Genomic DNA, 21759 nt, shown 5'->3' with positions numbered 1-21759 from the left:
GGGGCCACCCCAACTTGCCAAAAACCCACAACAGTTGAGCCTCGCAATATGCGGAAGCTGAACCGGACAGCCGTGGGTCAAGCCCGGCCATGACGAGCTGACGAGCGGGTGCCACGGACGAACGAGAGAGTGCGATGAGCGCTTCGCGCTCAGCCCTTCTTGCCGCCCTTGCCTTCGCTCTCGAGCGCCTTGCGCACCGCCTTGAACTCCTCGCGCGAGCCGGCGTCGACGCGCGGAAAATGCAGGTCCAGGCCATCCAGCGCGGCGACGATGGTCGAGCCGATGACGACACGGGCGAACCATTTGTGGTCGGCCGGAACGACATGCCACGGCGCATAGGGCGTCGAGGTGTGGCGCACGATGTCCTGATAGACCGCCTGGTAGCGATTCCACCTCGCGCGCTCGGTGACGTCGCCCATCGAGAACTTCCAGTTCTTCGCCGGCTCCTCCAGCCGGTCGAGAAAGCGCTCGCGCTGCTCCTCCTTGGAGATGTTGAGGAAGAACTTCAGGATCACGGTGCCGTTGCGCGTGAGGTAGCGCTCGAACGCGGAGATGTCCTCGAAGCGCTCGTGCCAGATGTTCTTGGTGACGAGCCTCGGCGGCAGCTTCTCCGCTTTCAGGATCTCCGGATGCACGCGCGTGACCAGGCATTCCTCGTAGTAGGAGCGGTTGAAGATGCCGATGCGGCCGCGCTCGGGGAGCGCGATGGCGCTGCGCCACATGAAGTCGTGGTCGAGCTCCTTGGAGGTCGGCTGCTTGAACGAGGTGACCTCGCAGCCCTGCGGATTGACGCCCTCGAAGATGCTCTTGATCGCGCTGTCCTTGCCGGAGGCGTCCATGCCCTGCAGCAGCACCAGCACCGACCAGCGGTCCTGCGCGTAGAGCTTCTCCTGGAAGTCGGCGAGCCGCTGGCGGTTCTGCTCGATGATCGCCTCGCCCTCTTCCTTGGCGAGGCCGCCCTTGACCTTGGTCTTGTGCGACTTGAGATGAAACTTGTGCCCGCCATCGATCCGGAACGGCGAGATGAAACCATCGAGCTCATCGGCCAGCGTGCGCGGTTTCTTGCTCATGAGGACGGCTCTCCGGGGCTGAATTGCGTTTCGAGGAAGGCGGTCACGAAGCGCGGCATCGCCGCAGTCAGATCATTCCTGCTTCGAACCAGCCGTATCGAGCAGAGTTCCGGCTCGTCCTGGGCCGCGAGGTTGGCCTCGATGCGGCGCTGCAGAGCCTCGCCCATGTCAGAGGCGTCGAGCACGCGCATCAGCGCGATCGACGCGCCGGTCACGACACAGTCCCAATGCGCCGCAGCCTGATAGTCCGATGGCGCGAGTCCCGTCTCCTCCTCGACCTCGCGCGCGACGTTGGCGGCGAGATCGAGCACGCCGTCGCTGACGTCGTCGAGATCCGGCGTGCCGGCGGGAAAGTACAGCCGGCCGGCATTGGCGGTATGCGCGCCCATCTCGCCGAGCACGAAGGCGCCATCCGCGGAGCGCAGCGCCCCCATGCCGAAGCCGTTGAAGGCGGTGCGATCCGGAAAGCCCCAGTCGCGCCACGCCAGCAGGCTGGCGAAATCGGTCTCGAAATAGCTCGCCGAAAAACGTCCATCCGCGATGCGCGGATTGCGCCCGAGCAGCACACGGCCGTTCCACAGGCCGGGCCTCGCGCGCCGGCATTCGGCGAAATGCGCCGCGATGTCGTCGCGGCGCTGGTTCGCGAACGGCCAGTCCCACGGCTCGACCTTGAGGTCGAGCGTGGTGACGCGCTGGATGACGACGTCCGTCATCCGCTATTTCGCGCCCTTCGCCTGCTCGACGAACTTGTTGGTGAACGTCTTGCTGACGTCGACATTGGCCTTGGCGACGTCGGGCGAGCCGGTCGAGAACACCGCGAGCACGGCGTCGGCGCCCTTCGGATCCATCTTGCCGGTCTGGGAGTACATCGGGATGGTGTTCTTGAGCGCCGCGAGATACAGCGCCTTGTCCTTGCCGACCAGCTCCTCCGGCATCTTCGCCATGATCTCCTCCGGCGTATGCGAATGGATCCAGCCCAGCGTCGCCACGATGGCGTTGGTCAGCGCCTGCGCCTCCTTATCGTGGCCGGCGATCCAGGCCGCCGTCGAGTACAGCGCGCCGCCGGGATATTCGCCGCCGAACACCTCCAGCGTGTCATGCTGGGTGCGGGTGTCGCTGAGGATCTTGAGGTCCGGATGCTTGCCCTGCAGCACGGTGACCGAGGGATCGAGCATGACGGCCGCGTCGATCTGGCCCTGCTCCATTGCCGCCACCGCGGTTGCGCCCAGGCCGACGCCGATCACGGCGGTGCCCGACGGATCGAGGCCGTTCTTCTTCAGCATGTACTTCAGGAAGAAGTCGGTCGAGGAGCCCGGCGCGCTGACGCCGACCTTCTTGCCGGCGAGATCCTTGATCGAGCTGATCTCCTTGTTGTGCGACGGCGCCACCACCAGCACGAGGCCGGGATAGCGGTCGTAGACCACGAAGGACTGCATCTCCTGCTTCTTGGCCGCGAGATTGACGCAGTGATCGAAATAGCCGGAGACGACGTCGGCGCTGCCGCCGAGCACCGCCTTCAGCGCATCCGAGCCGCCCTTGAGGTCGACCAGCTCGACGTCGAGCCCGGCCTTCTCGTATTCGCCGAGCTGCTTGGCCAGCACGGTCGGCAGATAGCACAGGCAGGCACCGCCGCCGATTGCGATGGTGACCTTGGTGGCCGCGGTGGCGAGACCGGTGCTCAGCGTCAGCGCCAGCAGCGCGCCGGTGACCCGGCTCAACATCTTGTTCATGTGTTTCCTCCGTTCTGTCGTTGGTCAGATTAGGCGTGTTGATGTGGCTTTAGAAAGCTGCGCCACCCACCGCCGTCGTCCCGGCGAACGCCGGGACCCATAACCCCAGGGAGTGGTTTGGGGCACACGGGACGACCCGTCTTTTCCAACCGCGATATCACGCGGTATGGGTCCCGGCGTTCGCCGGGACGACGGCGGAGGATGTGGGAGCACGGCGGCACTCACCGTCCATCCGCCGCGTCAGGCCGCCACACCAGGAGCCGCCGCTCCACCAGCGTGACGCAGATGTCGATCAGGATGACGAACGCCGACAGCACGAACATGCCGGCGAACACGCCGGCGACGTCGAAGATGCCTTCGGCCTGCTGGATCAGATAGCCGAGGCCGGCGGCCGAGCCGAGATATTCGCCGACGACAGCGCCGACGACGGCGAAGCCCACCGAGGTGTGCAGCGACGAGAACATCCAGGACAGCGCCGACGGCCAATAGACGTGGCGCATCAACTGCCGCTCGCTCATGCCGAGCATGCGGGCATTGTCGCGCACCACGGTCGAGACCTCCTTCACGCCCTGATAGACGTTGAAGAACACGATGAAGAAGACGAGCGTCACGCCGAGCGCGACCTTGGACCAGATGCCGAGCCCCAGCCACAGCGTGAAGATCGGCGCCAGCACCACGCGCGGCAGCGCGTTGGCCATCTTGACGTAGGGGTCGAACACGGCGGCGACCAGCGGCTTGCGCGCGAACCAGAAGCCGACCAGCACGCCGCCGAGCGAGCCGATCGCGAACGCCAGGATCGACTCCCACAGGGTGATCGCGAGGTGCTTCCAGATCGCGCCGGTCGAGAACCACTTGACGACCTGGGCAAACACGTCGACCGGATTGGAGAAGAAGAACGGCGGCAGCCAGATGCGCCCGAACACCGGCACGGTGGCAAAGAACTGCCACAGCGCAATCGCGACGATGGCGACCAGCAGCTGCAGCGCGAGCAGACCGAGACGCGACATTCAGGCGGCCTCGCTGTACGAGACGGACGCCGTGTCTAAGCCACACGCACCGCTCCGCTCCCTCCCCCCTTGTGGGGGAGGGCTGGGGAGGGGGGTACTCCAACCAACAGTGTTTCCGAGGCCCCCCCCTCCCCGACCCTCCCCCACAAGGGGGGAGGGAGTGCACTGTCCAAGTGGAAACATCGAGGCTCTCATGATCGAACGAGTCACTGCTCCCATCACACCGCCTCCGCCTGCTTGTAGGTCTTCTCGACCTCCGCCTTCAGCGTCTGCCAGATCTCGCGATGCAGCTCGTGGAACTCGTGCTTCATGCGCACCTCGAAGATGTCGCGCGGACGCGGCAGGGTCACGCGCCAGTCGCCGATGATGCGCGAGGCCGGGCCGGCCGACATGATGACGACGCGGTCGGCGAGCGCGATCGCCTCCTCGAGATCGTGAGTGACGAACAGCACCGCCTTGCGGTCGGCATTCCAGAGATCGAGCAGCAAATTGCCCATGATCTGCCGCGTCTGCGCGTCGAGCGGCCCGAACGGCTCGTCCATCAGGATGATGCGGGGATTGCGGATCAGCACCTGGGCGAGCCCGACGCGCTTGCGCTGGCCGCCCGACAGCATGTGCGGATAGCGGTTGCCGAAGGCGCCGAGGCCGACCGAGGTCAGCCATTGCTGCGCCTTGGCGGCCGCATCCTTCGACGGCGTGCCCGCGACCTCGAGCCCGATCGCGACGTTCTCCAGCGCGGTCTTCCATGGGAACAACGCATCGGCCTGGAACAGGTAGCCGGCGTCGCGATTGAGGCCGGCCAGCGGCTGGCCGAAGATCCGCACCTGGCCGGCGGCCGGCTTCAGCAGTCCCGCCGCCACGTTGAGAAGGGTGGATTTGCCGCAGCCGGTCGGCCCGACGATGGCGACGAACTCGCCGTCGGCGACGGCCAGATCCGCCGTCTCGACGGCGGTGTAGGTGCGTCCGCCGGCGAGACGGAATGCCACCGTCGTTCGCTCCAGCGCGACCGCGGCGGCCGTGGGCATCGTCACGTCCAAGTTCCTCCCCGGAGAATGGCCGGGACGGCTTAGCCGCTTGCGCGGCGAAGTTCAACGCGCGGCCCGGACGTGCTAGGTCATCTGACTGAGCCCAAGGCCAACACCTCCGCCAACACCTCGGCCAACCGTTCCGCAAGGCCGCATGCCGCGCACGCCGTTCATCGTCTACGCCAACGTCCGCAAGGGCTTTCCTGGTCCGTCGGTCGCCGTGACCGCGGTCGACGGCGTATCGATGGAGGTCGCCGAGGGTGAGTTCCTGGCGATCGTGGGCGGCTCCGGCTCGGGCAAGACCACGCTGCTGCGGCTGACCAACCGCCTGATCGAGCTGGACGGCGGCGCGATCCGGATTGCCGGTGAGGATATCGCCGGCCTCGATCCTGTCAGCCTGCGTCGCCGGATTAGCACCGTGTTCCAGAACGGGGCGCTGTTTCCGCACATGACGGTTGCCGCCAACATCGGCATCACCCCCAGGCTGCTGGCGACCCCGCCGGCCGAGATCGCCACGCGCGTCGGCGAGCTGCTCGACCTCGTGCGGCTCGACCGCAAGGCGCATCGCGACCGGCTGCCGCACGAGCTCTCGGGCGGCCAGCGCCAGCGCGTCGGCGTCGCCCGCGCGCTCGCGGCGCGGCCGAAGATCGTGCTGATGGACGAGCCGTTCGGCGCGCTCGATCCGCTGACGCGTGATGCGCTCGGCAGCGACTACCGCGCCCTGCATGAGCAGTTCGCGCTGACCACGATCATGATCACGCACGACATCACCGAGGCCCTGCTGCTCGCCGACCGCATCGCAGTGATGCGCGGCGGACGCCTGATCGAGATCGGCACGCCGGCCGAGCTCGCGGCCAGCCGCGACCCCTATGTGACGGAGCTGATGACGACGCCGCGCCGGCAGGCGGCGCGGCTGGCCGCGCTGCTGCCCGAAAGCGGCGCAGCATGAGCGCCCTGTCCGATCCACGCTTCACCGAGGCGCTGTCGCATCTCCCTGACTATCTCGGCAGCCATCTGCGCGTGAGCCTCGCCGCGCTGGCGCTCGGCCTCGCCGTGAGCTTTCCGCTGGCGCTGCTCGCGCGCAATCGCCCTGCCCTGCGCAATCTGCTGCTCGGCGTCGCCAGCGTGGTGCAGACGGTGCCGGGACTGGCGCTGCTGGCGCTGTTCTATCCGCTGCTGCTGGCGCTGACGGCACTCACCTTGCGCTGGTTCGGGCTCTCGTTCTCGGCCTTCGGCTTCCTGCCCGCGGTGCTGGCGCTGGCGCTGTATTCGATGCTGCCGGTGCTGCGCAACACCATCACCGGGCTGAACGGCGTCGACGCAAGCCTGATCGAGGCCGCCAAAGGCGTCGGCATGACCGAGCGCCAGGCGCTGACGATGGTGGAGCTGCCGCTGGCGCTGCCGGTGATCATGGCCGGCATCCGCACCGCCGCGGTGTGGGTGATCGGCACCGCGACCTTGTCGACGCCGATCGGCCAGACCTCGCTCGGCAACTACATCTTTGCCGGATTGCAGACCCAGAACTGGGTGTTGGTCGTGTTCGGCTGCGTCGCCGCCGCCGTGCTGGCGCTTGCCATCGATCAGTTGCTGGCGCTGATCGAGGATGGCCTGCGCAGGCGCAGCCGTGCCCGTGTCGGGCTTGGCACCGCAACCATCGCGCTCATGGTCGGCGCGAGTCTCCTGCCCTCGCTGGCCGGCGGCTCGGCAGGCTACGTGATCGGCGCCAAGACCTTTACCGAGCAATATGTGCTGTCGGCCTTGATCAGCGAGCGGCTGCAGGCATCCGGCCTCTCGGCGACGACGCGCGCCGGGCTTGGCTCCAGCGTGATCTACGAGGCGCTGAAGAACGGCGACATCGACGCCTATGTCGACTATTCCGGCACGCTGTGGGCCAACCAGTTTCACCACAAGGAGCCGTTGCCGCGCGCTGCGCTGCTCGGTGCACTGAAGCAGGATCTCGCCAAGGACAAGGTGAGCCTGCTCGGCGAGCTCGGCTTCGAGAACGCCTACGCGCTGGTGATGCCGCGCAAGACGGCCGAGGCGCTCGGCATCCGCTCGATCGCCGACCTCGCGCGTCACACCAGCGACATGTCGATCGCCGGCGACTACGAGTTCTTCTCGCGCCCGGAATGGGCGGCCTTGCGCGACGCCTATGGCCTCGCCTTCCGCGCCCAGCGCCAGATGCAGCCCGACTTCATGTATGCCGCGGCCGCCTCCGGCGAGGTCGACGTCATCGCCGGCTACACCAGCGACGGCCTGATCGCGAAATACGATCTCGTCGTGCTCGACGACCCCAAGCAGGCGATCCCGCCTTACGACGCGATCCTGCTGCTGTCGCCGAAGCGTGCCCAGGACCGCGCGTTGCAGGATGCGTTACGACCGCTGCTCGGCCGCATCGACATCGCGACGATGCAGCAGGCCAATCTGCGCGCCTCGGGCAGCGACGCGGAGTCCTCGCCGCAGGCGGTGGCGCGCTGGCTGTGGGCGAAGATCGGGAAGTAGATCATCCGCTTTCCGAGTTCTGCCTGATCGCTCCCGACGTCACGACTGCTTGTCCGGCCAATTCAATCGCAATCATCTCGCGCGCGCGAGCCCGATAAGGGCTCTTGCAGAGCGAACGAACGTGTTCGAGCCACAACGCCCCGGGGACCGCGCATATCATCAGTTAAACTTATAAGATTGACTTCATAACTGACCTGCCATAGCCTTGCGGCATGAGCCGACAGTCACCCCGGAAGGTCCCCCCGCCCGCTACCCATGCCCTGGCTGGCGAGCTGCGGGCGGTCGCCGGCAAGCTGAAGCGCCGGCTGCGCGAGCAGGCTGACGCGGGCGATCTGCCGCCGTCTCAGGTATCGGTGCTGCTTCGCCTCGAAAAAGACGGGCCCACGACGGCCTCGCATCTCGCGCGGATCGAGGGGATGCGGCCGCAATCGATGGGGCCAATCATTGCAGCGCTGGAAAGCGCCGGCCTGGTGCGCGGATCGCCGGACCCGGGGGACGGCCGGCAGACCATCCTTTCGCTGACAGAGGCATGCCGCGTCCGGATCGACGAAGGACGCGCCGCGCGGCAGGACTGGCTGTCGCGCACCATCGCGGCGCGGCTCTCGCCAGCGGAGCAGCAGCAACTCGCTTCAGCCATCGTGCTGCTCAGGCGCCTGGTCGACGACTGACGCGTGACGGCCGCGCGCAAACGCGCGCCGCGTGCAAGAGGAGATCATCAATGGCGCTCACGCAGCTCGATCTGCATACCGCGCTCATCGTTGTCGATCTGCAGAAAGGCATCGTCGGCGCATCCTTGCTGCATCCGATCGGCGGGGTCATCGCATGCGCTTCCGCCTTGGCGGAACGTTTCCGCGCGCTCAGGCTTCCGGTCGTGCTGGTCAATGTCGCCGGCACCGCCCCGGGACGGACCGAGCGGCCGCCACGTCTCACCGCGCCGTTCCCTGCGGACTGGGCCGATCTCATCCCCGAGCTGAACCGGCAACCGCACGACATCGTGGTGACCAAGCGGACCTGGGGCGCCTTCGCCAGCACCGATCTGGAGACACGATTGAAGGCGCGCGACGTGACGCAGGTGGTCGTTGCCGGCGTGGCCACCGGCACCGGCGTCGAGTCCACGGCGCGGCAAGCGTATGAGCAGGGCTTCAACGTCACGCTCGCCGTCGACGCCATGACCGACACGCGCCCCGAGGCGCACCAGTACAGCCTCACCCATGTCTTTCCGCGACTGGGCGAAACCGGCACGTCTGCGGACATCATCCGACTGCTCGACGCGAGGACCCCCCTGACATGACCTGGCTTGATCTCTTTTCCTATTTCTTCGGCGGCGCCTTCCTGGCCAACGCCGTTCCGCATGTCGTGGCCGGCCTGATGGGTCAGCCGTTCCAGAGCCCGTTCGCGAAACCTTCGGGACGCGGCCTCTCCTCGTCGACGGTGAACGTGCTCTGGGGCCTGTTCAACGTCGCCGTCGGCTATCTGCTGGTCTGCCGCGTCGGCGATTTCGAACTGAGAAACACAAGCGATGTCGTGGCTCTCGGCCTCGGCTCGCTCGCCATCGGCCTGATGCTCGCGCGACACTTCGGCGCGCTCCATGGTGGCGATCTGCGGAAGCGATCATGACGGGCAAGGCGCCGGGCATGTTCCGGTCGCTGCACAAGTTCAACTACCGGGTCTGGGCGGCCGGCGCGCTCGTCTCCAATATCGGCACCTGGATGCAACGCACCGCCCAGACTTGGCTGGTGCTGATCCAGCTCACCTCGCATAACGCGTCCGCCGTCGGCACGGTGATGGCGCTGCAGTACGGGCCGCAGCTCCTGCTGTTACCTCTGACCGGCTACGTGGCCGACCATTTCAATCAGCGACGGGTCTTGATCGCCACCCAGGCGACGATGGGAGCGTTCGCGCTCATCCTCGGCCTTCTCACCGTGACCGGCGTCGTCCAGCTCTGGCAAGTCGACGTGTTCGCATTCCTGTTCGGCTGCGCGGCAGCCTTCGACGCTCCGGTGCGCCAGACGTTCGTCGCCGAGTTGGTCGGGAACGACGATTTGCCCAACGCGATCGCGCTCAACTCGACATCGTTCAACGCCGCGCGGATGATCGGCCCGGCAATCGCCGGCATGGTGATCGCCGCGTTCGGCACCGGCTGGGCCTTCCTGATCAACGGCGCGTCGTTCATGGCCGTGCTGGCGTCGTTGAACCTGCTCCGCATCGCCGATCTGCGTCCGAACCCGCGGGCGCAGCACGCCAAGGGAAACGTCCTGGCGAGCGTCACCGCCGGCTTTCACTACGCATGGTCCCACCCGGAGCTCCGGGCCACTTTGATCATGCTCGCCCTGATCGGAACGTTCGGGCTCAACTTCCAGATCTTCGTCTCGACGATGGCGATCAAGGTCTTTCACAGCGATGCACGCGGCTACGGCCTGCTGTCCTCGGTCATGGCCGTCGGCACGGTTGCCGGCGCCCTGTTCAACGCCAGCCGGCGCAGGCCGAGATTTGGCGCGCTGCTCGCAGGCAGCGGCCTGTTCGGACTAGGCTGCACGCTGGCCGCGCTCGCCCCGACCATCTGGCTGTTCGGCGCCGCGCTCGTCGTCATCGGCGTCGCGGCGCTCATGTTCACCAACACCACCAACAGCCTGATGCAGCTTGCGACCGAGCCCTCCATGCGCGGCCGGGTGATGGCGCTGCGCGTCGGCGTCGCACTCGGCGGCACGCCGATCGGCGCGCCGATCGTGGGCTGGGTGGCCGACAGCCTCGGCCCGCGCTGGGCACTCGGCGTCGGCGCGGCGTCAGGTCTCGCTGCCGCGCTCGTTGCCATCGCAGCGATGCGAACGCCGCATCGAACGTGATCTCACATCCCCGGCTCGATCGGCTTCTCGACCGCGCCGCCGCTCTCGGCCCAATCCTTGAACGCGCCGACATTGAAGACCTTGTCGTAGCCGAGGTCCTTCAGCGTCTTCCCTGCCAGCGCCGAGCGGCCGCCGGAGGCGCAATACAGAATGACGCTCTTGTCCTTGCTGAAATTCTTGTCGTGATAGGGCGAGTCCGGATCGGCGCGGAATTCGAGCATGCCGCGCGAGACGTGATGCGCGCCTTCGATCTTGCCGCTCTTCTCGACCTCCGGCGCATCGCGCACGTCGAGCACCAGCGTGTTGCCCTTGGCGATCATCGCCTGCGCCTCGGCCGGCGTGATCTTCGGCACCGCGGCGTTGGCGGCTTCCAGCATCTGCTTGACTGAGGTCGACATCGATTTCCTCCCGGACGTTGACGAGACAGCGGTAGCGGTCCGCCGGCCGGTTCACAACCCTCGATCAGGGGACCGGCGCGGGGCGCAGCAAAGGAAACTGCGCTCGCCCGCAATGTCCACATAGTGGACGATTATGCATCAAAATAACAAGCATATGGACTCTACGGCTATCATCGGTCATTCTTCGACCATGTCCGCTTCCCGCTCCCTCCCGATCAACCGCGACCGCGCTGTCGAAACCATGCTGGCGGACAGCGCCAGCGATGCCGCCTTTGCCACAACCCTGGCCAAGGGCCTGTTCGTGCTGGAGGCGTTCGGGACCGGATCGGCGGTGCTCGGCAACATGGACATCTCGGTCCGGACCGGGATTCCGCGGCCGACCGTGGCCCGGCTGACCCACACCCTCACCGAGCTCGGCTATCTCTCGTTCGATCAGGCGCTCGCGAAGTATCGCCTCGGCATCCGCGCGTTGCGGATGGCGCATCCGCTGCTCGCCGACATGCCGTTCCGGCAGATCGCGCGGCCGCTGATGCAGGATCTCGCCGCGAGCGTCCGCGGCACCGTGTCGATCGGCCTGCTCGACGGCAGCGCCGTGGTCTATGTCGAGACCGCGCGCTCCGGCGACGTCGGCCCCCATGTACCGGACATCGGCATGCCGATCTCGGTGGTCGCGACCGCGATGGGGCGCGCCGCGTCGGCGATCCTTCCGCCCGGAGCGGCCGCGCGTTTCGACGCGCAGCTCGCCGCCGGCGACGCCGAACAATGGAGCAATTTTTCCGCACTCTATTTCGGCGGCATCACGCAATGTGCCGATCGCGGGTTCTGCACCTGCATCGGCGAATACATGCCCGCGATTCACGCCGTCGCCGCGCCGCTGCATTACGCGGCCAGCTCCGGCCGCGCCTTCGCGATCAATTGCGGCATTCCCGCCTTCCGGCTGCAGCCGGGCCAGCTCGAGGCCGAGATCGGCCCGCGCATCACGGCGCTCGCCGCCAGCATCCGGGCGCTCATCAACGAAGCCGAGCCCGAGATCATCAGGCGCGCGCCGGAGCCGGCGCTTGCGGCCGAAGCCGGCTGAGACAGGTGCATCACGACATGGCCGGGCCACTCCAGGGTTTGCGCGTTCTCGACATCGCCACGATCATCGCGGCGCCGTTCGCGGCCACGCTGCTCGCCGATTACGGCGCCGACGTCCTGAAGATCGAGATGCCGGGCCAAGGCGACGGTGTCCGCACCTTTCCGCCGTTCAAGGACGGCAAGCCGCTGTGGTGGAAGACCGCCAATCGCAACAAGAGCTTCGCGACGCTCGATTTGCGCACGCCCGACGGGCTCGCGCTGTTCAAGCGGCTGCTGCCGCGCTTCGACGTGTTGATCGAGAACTTCCGCCCCGGCACGCTCGATCGCTGGGGGCTGACGAAAGAGGTGCTGTGGTCGATCCAGCCGCGCCTCGTCATCCTGCGCGCCACCGCGTTCGGGCAGGACGGGCCGTACAAGGACCGTCCGGGCTTTGCCCGCATCTTCGAGGCAATGGGCGGGCTCACCTACATCACCGGCGAGGCCGAGGGCGAGCCGACCCATCCGGGCTATCCGATCGGCGATGCCATCGGCGGCACCTTCGGCGCACTCGGCGTGCTCGCGGCGTTGTGGAAGCGGGCGCGCGATCCCGAGGCGCCGGGCGAGGAGATCGATCTGGCGCTGACCGAGGCTGTCTTCCGCTTGCTCGACGTGTTGCCCGTCGAGCACGACCAGCTCGGCTTCAGCCGCAGCCGGATCGGCAATGCCAACGGCTACTCGGCGCCGGCCGCAGTCTATCGCACCCGCGACGATCGCTGGGTGACGCTCGCCGGCTCGACCAACGCGCTCTACGCCGCCAATTGTCGCGCGATCGATCGTCCTGACCTGATCGAGGATCCGCGCTTCGCGAACAATGCCTCGCGGGTGAAGCATTCGGCCGAGCTCAACGCGATCTTTGCCGCCTGGTGCGCCGCGCATGACCTCGATGATGTCGTCGCGCGCTTCACCGCGGCCAAGGGAACGATCGCGCCGATCTACGCGATCGACCAGATCGCGGCCGATCCGCAGGCGATCGCGCGCGAGATGATCACGCGCGTGCCCGACCGCGATTTCGGCTCGGTGGCAATGTCGAACGTCGTACCGCGCTTTGGCAACGATCCCGCGGCGCTGCGCCATGCCGCGGGCGACGTCGGCCAGGACAACCTGGAGATCTATCAGGGCTGGCTTGGACTGTCAGACCAGGAGATGGACGATCTCGCGCGCAGGAAGGTGATCTGACGCGGCGCGAGCAGATACGACCAGGCGCAGCGAAGAACGCGCCGGAGCAGCCCGGACAAGGGATGCAGCAGACAGGGAGATGCGCGATGAGACCGTTGACGATGACGCGCCGTGGCCTGCTCGGTGCCGGGGCCGCGCTGGCCCTGGGCCGCAGCCATCCCGCACGCGCCGAGGGCGAGTGGCCGACCCGCATGGTGCGGCTGATCTGTCCCTATGGCGCCGGAGGCGCCAGCGACATCTCACTGCGCCTTCTGGCGACGGAGTTCGAACATCACCTCGGTCAGCAGTTCATCATCGAGAACAAGCCGGGCGCCGGCAGCCGCATCGCCAACGACGTCGTCGCCCGCGCCGCACCCGACGGCTACACCCTGCTCTACGCCGCTGCGCCCTACGTCACCGCCGAAGCGCTGTTCGGCAAGCTGACCTACGACCCGATCAAGGATCTGCGCCCCGTCGCCGGCACCGTCGTCGCGCCGATCTTCCTGATGATCAGCGCCAACGCGCCGTACAAGACGCTGGCCGAGCTGATCGCCTACGGCAAGTCCAAGCCCGAAGGCCTGACCTTCGCCTCGCCGGGCGCCGGCTCGCAGCCGCATCTCGCCGCCGAGCTGCTGTTCCGCGACGCCAAGGTGACCGGCCTCAACATTCCCTTCCGCGGTGACTCGATGGCCTACACCGAGCTGCTCGCCGGCCGCGTCGACGCGACGCTGACCGCGATCAGCACGGCGCTGCCCTATATCCAGGCCGGCCAGTTTCGCGTGCTCGGCGTCGCCGCCACCGAGCCGAGCGCGATCTATCCGCAGGCGCCGACGCTGCGCGAGCAGGGCCTGCCGAACGTGGTCGCGTCGGGCTGGTACGGCTTCATGGCGCCGGGCGCGACGCCGCAAGCCATCGTCGACCGGCTGTCGCGCGAGATCATCGCCGATCTCGCCGCTCCCGAGGTGAAGCAGAAGCTGTTCGCACAAGGGCTCGACGTGCAGCCGCGCGACCCCACGGCGTTCGGCCAGTTCATCGCCGACGAAACCAAAAAATGGAGCGCGGTCATCCGCGACGCCGCCATCAAGGCCGAATGAGCTTCACAAAAAATGATCAGGGAGTGGATGTGATGAGGATTGGGACCACCGCGCTGGCCGCGCTTGCTCTGCTGTCGCTCGCCGCGACGGCTTCGGCGGCCGAGAAGAAGTACGACACCGGGGCCAGCGACAGCGAGATCAAGGTCGGCCAGACCGTGCCGCTGAGCGGCCCGGCCTCGGCCTATGCCACGATCGGCAAGGCGCAGGCCGCCTATATGAAGATGATCAACGACCAGGGCGGCGTGAACGGCCGCAAGATCAACCTGATCCAGTATGACGACGCCTACTCGCCGCCGAAGACGGTCGAGCAGGTGCGCAAGCTGGTCGAGAGCGACGAGGTGCTCCTGACGTTCCAGATCATCGGCACCGCGCCGAACGTCGCCGTGCAGAAATATCTCAACTCGAAGAAGGTGCCGCAACTGTTCGCGGCCACCGGCGCCTCGCGCTTCACCGATCCCAAGAACTTTCCTTGGACGATGGGCTTCAACCCGAGCTACGTCGTCGAAGGCCGCATCTACGGCCAGTACATTCTCAAGACCCATCCCGACGCCAAGATCGGCGTGCTCTACCAGAACGACGATCTCGGCCGCGACTATCTCGCCGGCCTCAAGGCCGGGCTGGGCGACAAGGCCGCCAAGATGATCGTGGCCGAATCGTCCTACGAGATCACCGAGCCGACGATCGATTCGCACATCCTGAAGCTGAAGGACGCCGGCGCCGATCTGCTGTTCAGCGCCTCCACGCCGAAGCAGGCGGCGCAGGCCATCAAGAAGGTCGCCGAGCTCGGCTGGAAGCCGGTCCACATCGTCGACATCAATGCCAATTCGCTGGGCGCCACCCTGAAGCCCGCCGGGCTCGAGAATGCCAAGGGCCTGATCAGCGTCGGCTACGTCAAGGACCCGCTCGAGGAGGGCTTCAAGAACGACCCCGGCGTGCAGCGCTATCTCGCCTTCATGGAGAAATACTATCCCGACGGCGACAAGGGCTCGAACTTCAACGTCTATGGCTACATCACCGCCGAGCTCCTGGTCCAGGTGCTGAAGCAGTGCGGCGACGAGCTGACGCGGGAGAACGTGCTGAAGCAGGCCACCCATCTCGACCATGTCGAGCTCGGCATGCTGCTGCCGGGCATCAGCATCACGACCTCGCCGACCGATTATCGCGTCAACAAGCAGTTGCAGATGATCCAGTTCGACGGCGCCCACTGGCAGAACATCGGCGGCATCGTCACCGACGCGGCCGCGGATTAGCAGCGGCGGCTGCGCCCCAGACCGGCCGACCTTGGCGTCGGCCGGTCACAGCCCGCGGATCAGCTCGGCGTCGATCAGCATGCGGTTGAAGCGGCGCGCCTCGGCGCCGTCGCCGCAGGCATAGAACACGCCCTTGCAGCGGAGCATGATCTCCTTCTGCTCGGCAAAGGACGGATCGAGCGGAATTCCGGCGGCCTCGAGCGTGACCAGCGGCAGATAGGCGGCGTCGATCCGGTCCATCACGACCGCGCTCTGGCGCGGCTCGAAATTGACGGCATCGATCGCGTAATACGTCCGATAATAGCGCGGATCGTAGCTTTCGAGCTTCTCGCCGATGCCGGCCTCGTCGAGCTTGGGATCGAGAATGTGCGGCGAGAACTCCGGCTGGTGATCGCCATAGCGGACGATCAGGAACGGCTGGTCGCCGAACCTCTTCTTCAGGCTCGCAAGAAAGCGCTGATAGTCCGCTGCGCTCATCATCTGCCGGCGCAGATATTCGTCGATCGAAGGCAGATTGCCGGGCGCACGCCAGGACGGCGTCAAATCGGGCCGGAACGTCGTCTCCCACGGGAAATGGTTGGCGGCGAGATAGACGAACATGAACAGCGGCTTGCCGCGCGGCCGGTGCTGCATCAGGTCGAGCGCGGCGTCGTAGAAGAAGCCGTCGGGCTCGACGCCCTTGGCGCCGAGATCGCGCGCGTCGAGGAAACGATCGACACCGACAGTGGTCTGAAAGCTGCGCGCGCTCATGAAGGCGCCCTGCGCGGGATACAGCGACACCGTGTCGTAGCCGCAATTGCGCAGCGCCAGCGGCAGGCCGCGCTCGACCCGGCCGGACGCAATCCGCGTCACGAAATAGGCGAAACGGCCGAACGAGCGCGACGACAGGCCGGCGAGCACGTTGTACTCGGTGAACCAGCTCGGGCCGCCATTGCTCTCGGCCATGAACTGCCGCGCCTTGCCGTCGAACGACTTGAAGTGGCTGCCATAGCCATCGGGCACCTTGATGCCCTCAGCCGAGCGGATGTCGAAACTGGATTCGTCGTGGATCAGCACGATGTTCGGCCGGCGCGCGGCCGGATGACAGGAATCCGGGACGAAGGCAGCCAGACTTCGATCAGCCGTGGCGTCGGATTCCATGAAGCCGTTGGCGAGGAAGTCGGACACCGCCGTGACGCCGGAGCGCGCGAATTTCGACAGATAGCCGTCGTCATAGTAGCCGCGCCAGGCCTCGTCGCGCCAGTTGAGCGAATACAGCGTCAGCGCCGCGAGGCAGGCGAGCTTGCCGGCGAGCGCCGGCAACCGGGCGACGCGGAACGGGTCGGCCCACCACAACAGGCCCATCAACGGCAGCACCACGGCCGCCGCCACCAGCACCGACAACTTCAGATTCGGAAAGATCGTGAACAGGAATGCCGCGCTGTCGTGGTCGATCAGCATCACGTCGACGAAGTTCGCGGTCATCTGGACCACGGCGTGCTTGAGCTGCGACAGCAGCACCAGCACCACGACCATGGTCAGCGCCAGCGCGCCCGACACCGCGGGCCGCCGCAGCAGCACCAGCCAGAAGCCGTTCAGGATGCCCCAGGCCAGCACGAAGCCGAGCCGCGAGCCGAAATCGGTCTCGGTGTGCAGCATCAGAGCGAGCGCCGCCACATGCGGCGCGGCGACGGCGGACAGCCGGACGGCGGCAGAGCGTGTTGCGCTCGCCGCGGCGAGCGTGGTGATCGGTTGGTCGTTCGGGGTCAGTGACATCAGCCGGTCGAAAGCAGGCGCCCTTCGCCGGCGCATGCCGACAGATCAAGGAAGCCGATCCTGTCATTCGACCGTAATGAAATCGTCACAAATCACAACAGCCCGGATTTGCACGGAGCCGCGCGCCGATCGTCCGGCATGGCGGACCGGCGCAGCTCCCGGCGACGGCTCCGGGACCGGAGCGATGGCCGGGCCGCGATCAGTGCTCCGAGCCGGTCTCGAGCAGCCGCTCGCGCACCAGACGCACCGCGCCGCGACTCCAGGAATAATTGGCGCCGAGGCGCAGCCCGCTGTCGCCGGCGACGACGAGTGCGCCACTGTCGGCCTGGCGGACGCGAAAACCGATGATGTATTCGGTGCGGCCGATCCGCCTGACGATGCCGAGCAGCGACTGCTGGGCGCCGACCGCGCGCGCCACTCGCGCCTCGCAATCGTCGCACTCACGCACCGGCTGCCCCGGCTTGATCTCGCCGGCGGCGTCCACGAGGCGATAACGCCCGGACTGCGCCAGCAGCTGCCGCACCGCGTCGGTCGCCTCCTGCAGCCCCTTCTGGTCGGACTCCGTCGCGCCGAGCGCAGCGCCTGCGCTGGTGTCGTCGAGCTCGAATGGCAAGAGCGCCAGCCGGATCGGCTCCGGCGGCGCCAGCGCGTCACGGACCTGGCGCGAGACGAACATCTCGGCGCGCTGCCAGGCCTCGTCGCTGTCGCCGCGGAAGGTGAAGACCTTGTCGAACAGCACCCGATGGGACGTGACGTCGATGGCCGACGCCCGCGCCCACTGCACCAGGGTCGAGAGCTTCTGGACACCACCGGTGACCACGACGGTGGCGCCGGCCGCGGCCGCCATCTGCAACCGTGCCTCCGGCGACGCATCGGTCGGACAGGACGGAGCGCAGGACGGGCTGACCGGACGCAGCCGCGCATCCGCGGCGACATCGCGGCGGAGCGCGGCGATGAACGCATCCAGCCGCCGCTGATGCGCCGCGGTCTGATCGACCGGCTCGCCGGACGTGTCGAGATAGCTGAAATCATCGACCAGCACGGCCGGGACATCACCAGAGGCGGCGCGGACCGGGCCGGCCGCGAGAGCAAGCGCGAAAACGAGGCAACGGACGAGGCGGCGGTTCGACATGAGATTCCCCTGCAACGATGTCTGGCGCTCCGAAGCTAGATGCCGGCGCGGCATGGCTGCAGCGGCGAGGATCCCGGCGAGGCACGGGAAAATTTCACGACCGCATTGTCCACCGGGCCGCGGCGCTTTTGGCCCGGGCGGTTCTGCCGTTAAATGCCGGCGGGCTGGGCTGCCATGGACGCGCCGAAGATGTGGAGCCGCTACGACCTCAAATACCGCCTGACGCTGCGCATCGCGGCGGTCTCGGCGCTCTGCTTCGCGGCGATCTGCGCCTATGTGCTGTTCGACACCGACCGCTCGGCGCATGCGCGCAACGCGCGGATCGCCGAGATCACGGCCCGGACGCTGCAACTGCAGCAGAGCAAGATGCATTGGGTCAACAGCCCGCCGGCCGGCTTTCCCGACCTCGACGCGGTCGCGGCCGCGGCGATGGGACCGGGGCTGTGCATCGCCTATCGCGGCGTCGACGGCGTGATCGTGCAGCGGATCTGCGGCGGCGCGGACGCGCAGGCGGACGATCCGCCCCGCGCCTTCGCGATGCCGTATCGGCGGCTGTTCGAGCCGGGCCGGGAAGCGGCACGGCCGGTCAGGTTTCGCGGCGAGAGGACCGGCGATGCGGTCGTCTGGATCGATGCCGGCGTCATGACCGCGGACGCCTGGCGCGAGCTCGGCCGGCTGCTGCCGGTACTCGGGACGGCGCTGCTGCTGCTGTGCGTGCTGGCCTACGCCGCATTGGCCCGCGCGCTGCGCCCGACCCGGCTGATCCGCGCCGGGCTGGAGCGGATCGCCGCCAACGATCTGTCGGCGCGGCTGCCACCGTTCGACCTCGCCGAGCTCTCGGCGATCCGCGATGCCTTCAATCAGCTCGCCGAGGGGCTGGAGACGGCGCTGGCGCAGCGCGGCGAATTGACCCGGCGCCTGATTGCCCTGGAAGACGACGAACGCCGCCACCTCGCCCGCGAGCTGCATGACGAATTCGGCCAGTCGCTGGCGGCGATCCGGGCGCTCGCAGCGTCGATCCGTCACAGCGCGGCGCAGGATTGCCCCGCTCTGGTCGGCGAATGCGACGGCATCGCGCGCATCGCGAGCGACATGATGGAGCAGTTGCGCGGCGCGCTGATGCGGCTGCGTCCGCCTGATGTCGACGAGCTCGGCCTCGCCGGCAGCCTCGAAGGCCTCGTGGCCGGCTGGAACCGGCGGCAGCACGGCCGCACCGTGTTCGAGATCAGCCTGTCGGGCGACGTCGACCGGCTGCCCGGCATCGTCGCCAGCAACGTCTACCGCATCGCGCAGGAGGCGCTCACCAACGCCGTCAAGCACGCCGGCGCGACGCGCGTGCGATTGCAGTTGACGCTTCAGGACGGGCCGGCCCAGTCGGCGCCCGAGAGCACGACCGTGCTCACCGTCGAAGATGACGGTCCTGCCGGCGATGCGCCCGACAAGCCGGGCATGGGCCTGCTCGGCATGCGCGAGCGCGTCGCCTCCATGGGGGGCCAGATGAGTTTTGCGGCCACGTCCGGCGGCGCGCGCCTCCGCGTCGAGATTCCGCTCCCGGCCCTGCCCGGCCTCTCGCCTGCGCAGCCGGAAACGGCCTACGCGGCATGACGACGCCCGCCGGCACCATCCTGCTGGTCGACGACCATGCCGTGGTCCGCGAGGGCTACAGGTCGATGCTGCAGAAGCAGCCGGGGCTGCGCGTGGTCGCCGAAGCCGCCGATGGCGCCGAAGCCTACCGGCTGTTCAAGGAGGTCAGGCCCGATCTCGTCATCATGGACCTGACGATGCCGGGCGTCGGCGGCATCGAGGGCATCCGCCGCATCCGGCAATGGGATCGCGGCGCGCGCATCCTCGTGTTCACCATGCATGAGAATGCCGGCTTCGCGGTGCAGGCGATCCGCGCCGGCGCCCGCGGCTATGTCACCAAGAGCAGCCCGCCGGAGGCTCTCGTGCGCGCCGTCATGGACGTGCTGGCAGGCCGCATCGCGATCAGCCCCGACATCGATCACGAGCTCGCGCTCAGCCGCCTCTCCGGCGAGCGGGCCGCCGCCGAAATCCTGTCCGCGCGCGAGTTCGAGGTGATGCAGATGCTGCTGGCCGAACGGACCACCGACGAGATCGCGTCGGCACTGCATCTCAGCCCGAAGACGGTTGCCAACCTGCACTCGCTGATCAAGGACAAGCTCGGCGTCGCCACCGACATCGAGCTGGTGCGGCTGGCGCTGCGGCAGGGCCTGCTGAGCTGAGCCGGCGGGGCTTACATCCCCGCGAGAAAGCTCAGGAGTCGCCCTGCGGCGTTGCTGCCGCGTCCGACGCCGTGACCGGATCGTCGATCAGGTGAAACGCGCGCCCGAGCCGGCGCTGCACGCTCATCACGGCGCGGTCGACGTCGCTGATCAGGCTGTCGCCGAGAACGACGTGCGGGATCTCCCAGTTGCGGCCGCTGCGCACGTCGAGCGCATGAACCGCCGGCACGCGCGCGGTCTCGCAGCCCGGCTGCGCGCGAAGGTCCTCCTCGACCAGGCGGGTCAGCTCCGCCTGGGTCTTGCCGATGGTCGTCATCGCCGGCATCAGGGCCTGGTCGCGGGCATCAGGCCGAGCCGCTTGGCGATGATGCGATCGACGGTCCGTTTCGGAAGCACCCGCACGATCCATTGCCTCATGGCATCGGGCGCGATCTCGTAGCGCACCTTGGGCGCCGGCAAGGTCAAGGCGTCGGCGACCCGCGCGGCGATGGTCTCGGCCGGCAGCCCGGACTTGCCGAGATTCAGCATGAAGGCGCGGATCTTCTGCAACGCCGGGAAGAACGGCGAGGCCTGATACGGCGACAGGTCGACCTCGTCGGCCTTGGCCCAGATCGGCGTCTTCACCGCGCCCGGCGCGATGACGATCACGTCGATGCCGAACAGCATCAGCTCACGGCGCAGGCTCTCGGACAGCCCTTCGATCGCGTGCTTCGAGGTCGAATACGGCGCCAACAGCGGGTTGCCATTGCGCCCGGCCACCGAGCTGACCATCACGATCCGGCCCCGCTCCCCTTTTATGGCGGGATCCGCTCCGAGCAGCGGCGCGAACGCCTGGGTCGCGATCACCGGGCCGATGACGTTGACCTCCATCTGATGCCGGAACTGCGCGATCGGCAGCTCCGTCACCGGCCCCGCGACGGCGATGCCGGCATTGTTGACCAGGCCGGCGAGCGCCTCGCCGGCGAGAGCCGCCCGCACCTCCTGCGCGGCCGCCTTCACCGCCGCCTCGTCGGTCACGTCGAACAGCAGCGGCGTGAAGTTGGCGCCGAGCTCGCTGCGCAGACGGTCTGCATCGGCCTGCTTGCGAACGCTGCCGAACACGCGAAAGCCGCGCGCGAGCAGGTGCTTCGAACAGGCGAACCCGATGCCGGTGGATGCGCCGGTGATGACGACGGATTTCATGGGGACCTCAACGATTTGCGCGGCGATTATCGCACGGGATGCGGCAAGATGCTGGCGCTGATTTTTCGCGTGAGGTCATCACCCGCCGAGCCTGCCCCGGAACAACGGAATACGGCACGCAACGCACGGCGCGTCGGCAAAACGGCCGCGGCAAGAATGGGATTTAAGTTTCAATGCTTGAGAGGATGAGAGCTGACGTGAGATCGAGGGCAGCGACCAAACTGGATGAAGGAAGGTTTGTGACCTTATGAGATCGT

Annotated in this window: 22 protein-coding genes; 12 read left to right on the top strand and 10 right to left on the bottom strand. The window is 67.5% G+C overall.

The features are described from left to right. Positions 1–149: 149 nt before the first annotated feature. The 5 genes from ACQR1D_RS21370 to ACQR1D_RS21350 form a co-directional block, all read right to left on the bottom strand. On the bottom strand, positions 150–1070 hold the full coding sequence (locus ACQR1D_RS21370) for a polyphosphate kinase 2 family protein (protein WP_315805594.1): 921 nt from the start codon (positions 1068–1070) through the stop codon (positions 150–152). After that, positions 1067–1783 (bottom strand): NUDIX hydrolase, encoded by a 717-nt coding sequence (locus ACQR1D_RS21365; RefSeq protein ID WP_315805593.1) that lies wholly within the window; start codon positions 1781–1783, stop codon positions 1067–1069. Before ACQR1D_RS21365 ends, ACQR1D_RS21370 begins: the two co-directional genes overlap by 4 nt. A 3-nt stretch (positions 1784–1786) precedes the next feature. Beyond that, complete coding sequence (locus ACQR1D_RS21360; protein ID WP_434839267.1) at positions 1787–2800, bottom strand: ABC transporter substrate-binding protein; 1014 nt, start codon at positions 2798–2800, stop codon at positions 1787–1789. Positions 2801–3021: 221 nt separating this feature from the next. Then, positions 3022–3807 carry an ABC transporter permease gene (locus ACQR1D_RS21355; RefSeq protein WP_434839268.1) on the bottom strand — a complete coding sequence of 262 codons (786 nt, stop codon included), beginning with the start codon at positions 3805–3807 and terminating at the stop codon, positions 3022–3024. A 218-nt stretch (positions 3808–4025) separates the two neighbouring features. Further along, a complete protein-coding gene (locus ACQR1D_RS21350) occupies positions 4026–4832 on the bottom strand; it encodes an ABC transporter ATP-binding protein (RefSeq protein ID WP_434839435.1) in 807 nt (268 codons plus the stop codon). A 154-nt stretch (positions 4833–4986) separates the two neighbouring features. On the opposite strand from ACQR1D_RS21350, the gene ACQR1D_RS21345 reads away from it, so the two are divergent. The 6 genes from ACQR1D_RS21345 (at position 4987) to ACQR1D_RS21320 (ending at position 10177) form a co-directional block, all read left to right on the top strand. Continuing rightward, positions 4987–5781, top strand: coding sequence for an ATP-binding cassette domain-containing protein (locus tag ACQR1D_RS21345; protein ID WP_434894005.1), 795 nt, complete (start codon positions 4987–4989; stop codon positions 5779–5781). Further along, positions 5778–7334, top strand: a complete 1557-nt coding sequence (locus ACQR1D_RS21340) for an ABC transporter permease/substrate-binding protein (RefSeq protein WP_434839270.1) — start codon at positions 5778–5780, stop codon at positions 7332–7334. Before ACQR1D_RS21345 ends, ACQR1D_RS21340 begins: the two co-directional genes overlap by 4 nt. A 212-nt stretch (positions 7335–7546) precedes the next feature. Further along, on the top strand, positions 7547–8002 hold the full coding sequence (locus tag ACQR1D_RS21335) for a MarR family winged helix-turn-helix transcriptional regulator (protein WP_316183550.1): 456 nt from the start codon (positions 7547–7549) through the stop codon (positions 8000–8002). A gap of 50 nt (positions 8003–8052) precedes the next feature. Then, positions 8053–8625, top strand: a complete 573-nt coding sequence (locus ACQR1D_RS21330; protein ID WP_434839271.1) for an isochorismatase family protein — start codon at positions 8053–8055, stop codon at positions 8623–8625. Beyond that, positions 8622–8951: a hypothetical protein gene (locus tag ACQR1D_RS21325; protein WP_315805586.1), complete on the top strand. Its 330-nt coding sequence runs from the start codon at positions 8622–8624 to the stop codon at positions 8949–8951. The genes ACQR1D_RS21330 and ACQR1D_RS21325 overlap by 4 nt, the downstream gene beginning before the upstream one ends. Beyond that, positions 8948–10177: an MFS transporter gene (locus ACQR1D_RS21320; RefSeq protein WP_316183552.1), complete on the top strand. Its 1230-nt coding sequence runs from the start codon at positions 8948–8950 to the stop codon at positions 10175–10177. Before ACQR1D_RS21325 ends, ACQR1D_RS21320 begins: the two co-directional genes overlap by 4 nt. A 2-nt stretch (positions 10178–10179) precedes the next feature. Here the strand turns inward: ACQR1D_RS21320 and ACQR1D_RS21315 are convergent, their stop codons facing one another. Continuing rightward, positions 10180–10575, bottom strand: coding sequence for a rhodanese-like domain-containing protein (locus ACQR1D_RS21315; protein WP_315805584.1), 396 nt, complete (start codon positions 10573–10575; stop codon positions 10180–10182). 190 nt (positions 10576–10765) lie between these two features. On the opposite strand from ACQR1D_RS21315, the gene ACQR1D_RS21310 reads away from it, so the two are divergent. The 4 genes from ACQR1D_RS21310 to ACQR1D_RS21295 all read left to right on the top strand — a co-directional run bounded on the left by ACQR1D_RS21310 (position 10766) and on the right by ACQR1D_RS21295 (position 15190). Then, on the top strand, positions 10766–11653 hold the full coding sequence (locus ACQR1D_RS21310) for an IclR family transcriptional regulator (protein WP_434839272.1): 888 nt from the start codon (positions 10766–10768) through the stop codon (positions 11651–11653). A 17-nt stretch (positions 11654–11670) separates the two neighbouring features. Beyond that, positions 11671–12867, top strand: a complete 1197-nt coding sequence (locus tag ACQR1D_RS21305) for a CaiB/BaiF CoA transferase family protein (protein ID WP_316183555.1) — start codon at positions 11671–11673, stop codon at positions 12865–12867. Between the two features lie 86 nt (positions 12868–12953). Further along, positions 12954–13940, top strand: coding sequence for a Bug family tripartite tricarboxylate transporter substrate binding protein (locus ACQR1D_RS21300; protein WP_315805581.1), 987 nt, complete (start codon positions 12954–12956; stop codon positions 13938–13940). Between the two features lie 32 nt (positions 13941–13972). Next, complete coding sequence (locus ACQR1D_RS21295) at positions 13973–15190, top strand: ABC transporter substrate-binding protein (RefSeq protein ID WP_315805580.1); 1218 nt, start codon at positions 13973–13975, stop codon at positions 15188–15190. Between the two features lie 45 nt (positions 15191–15235). On the opposite strand, the gene ACQR1D_RS21290 is transcribed toward ACQR1D_RS21295, so the two are convergent. Beyond that, positions 15236–16945, bottom strand: a complete 1710-nt coding sequence (locus ACQR1D_RS21290) for a sulfatase-like hydrolase/transferase (RefSeq protein WP_434839273.1) — start codon at positions 16943–16945, stop codon at positions 15236–15238. A 199-nt stretch (positions 16946–17144) separates the two neighbouring features. Continuing rightward, positions 17145–18077 carry a DUF2380 domain-containing protein gene (locus tag ACQR1D_RS21285; RefSeq protein ID WP_315805578.1) on the bottom strand — a complete coding sequence of 311 codons (933 nt, stop codon included), beginning with the start codon at positions 18075–18077 and terminating at the stop codon, positions 17145–17147. Between the two features lie 189 nt (positions 18078–18266). Here ACQR1D_RS21285 and ACQR1D_RS21280 point away from each other — a divergent pair, with 189 nt between their 5' ends. Beyond that, a complete protein-coding gene (locus ACQR1D_RS21280) occupies positions 18267–19682 on the top strand; it encodes a HAMP domain-containing sensor histidine kinase (RefSeq protein ID WP_434894008.1) in 1416 nt (471 codons plus the stop codon). Then, positions 19679–20320 carry a response regulator transcription factor gene (locus ACQR1D_RS21275; protein ID WP_316183558.1) on the top strand — a complete coding sequence of 214 codons (642 nt, stop codon included), beginning with the start codon at positions 19679–19681 and terminating at the stop codon, positions 20318–20320. The genes ACQR1D_RS21280 and ACQR1D_RS21275 overlap by 4 nt, the downstream gene beginning before the upstream one ends. A 31-nt stretch (positions 20321–20351) precedes the next feature. Here the strand turns inward: ACQR1D_RS21275 and ACQR1D_RS21270 are convergent, their stop codons facing one another. Further along, complete coding sequence (locus tag ACQR1D_RS21270) at positions 20352–20645, bottom strand: hypothetical protein (RefSeq protein WP_315805576.1); 294 nt, start codon at positions 20643–20645, stop codon at positions 20352–20354. Next, positions 20645–21502, bottom strand: a complete 858-nt coding sequence (locus ACQR1D_RS21265) for an SDR family oxidoreductase (RefSeq protein WP_316183559.1) — start codon at positions 21500–21502, stop codon at positions 20645–20647. Before ACQR1D_RS21265 ends, ACQR1D_RS21270 begins: the two co-directional genes overlap by 1 nt. Positions 21503–21759 lie beyond the last annotated feature (257 nt).

The sequence above is a fragment of the Bradyrhizobium sp. HKCCYLRH2047 genome, assembly GCF_051168175.1.
Lineage (GTDB): Bacteria > Pseudomonadota > Alphaproteobacteria > Rhizobiales > Xanthobacteraceae > Bradyrhizobium.
The sequence above is the reverse complement of the archived record's forward strand: the minus strand, read 5'-3'. Positions and strand labels throughout refer to the sequence as shown.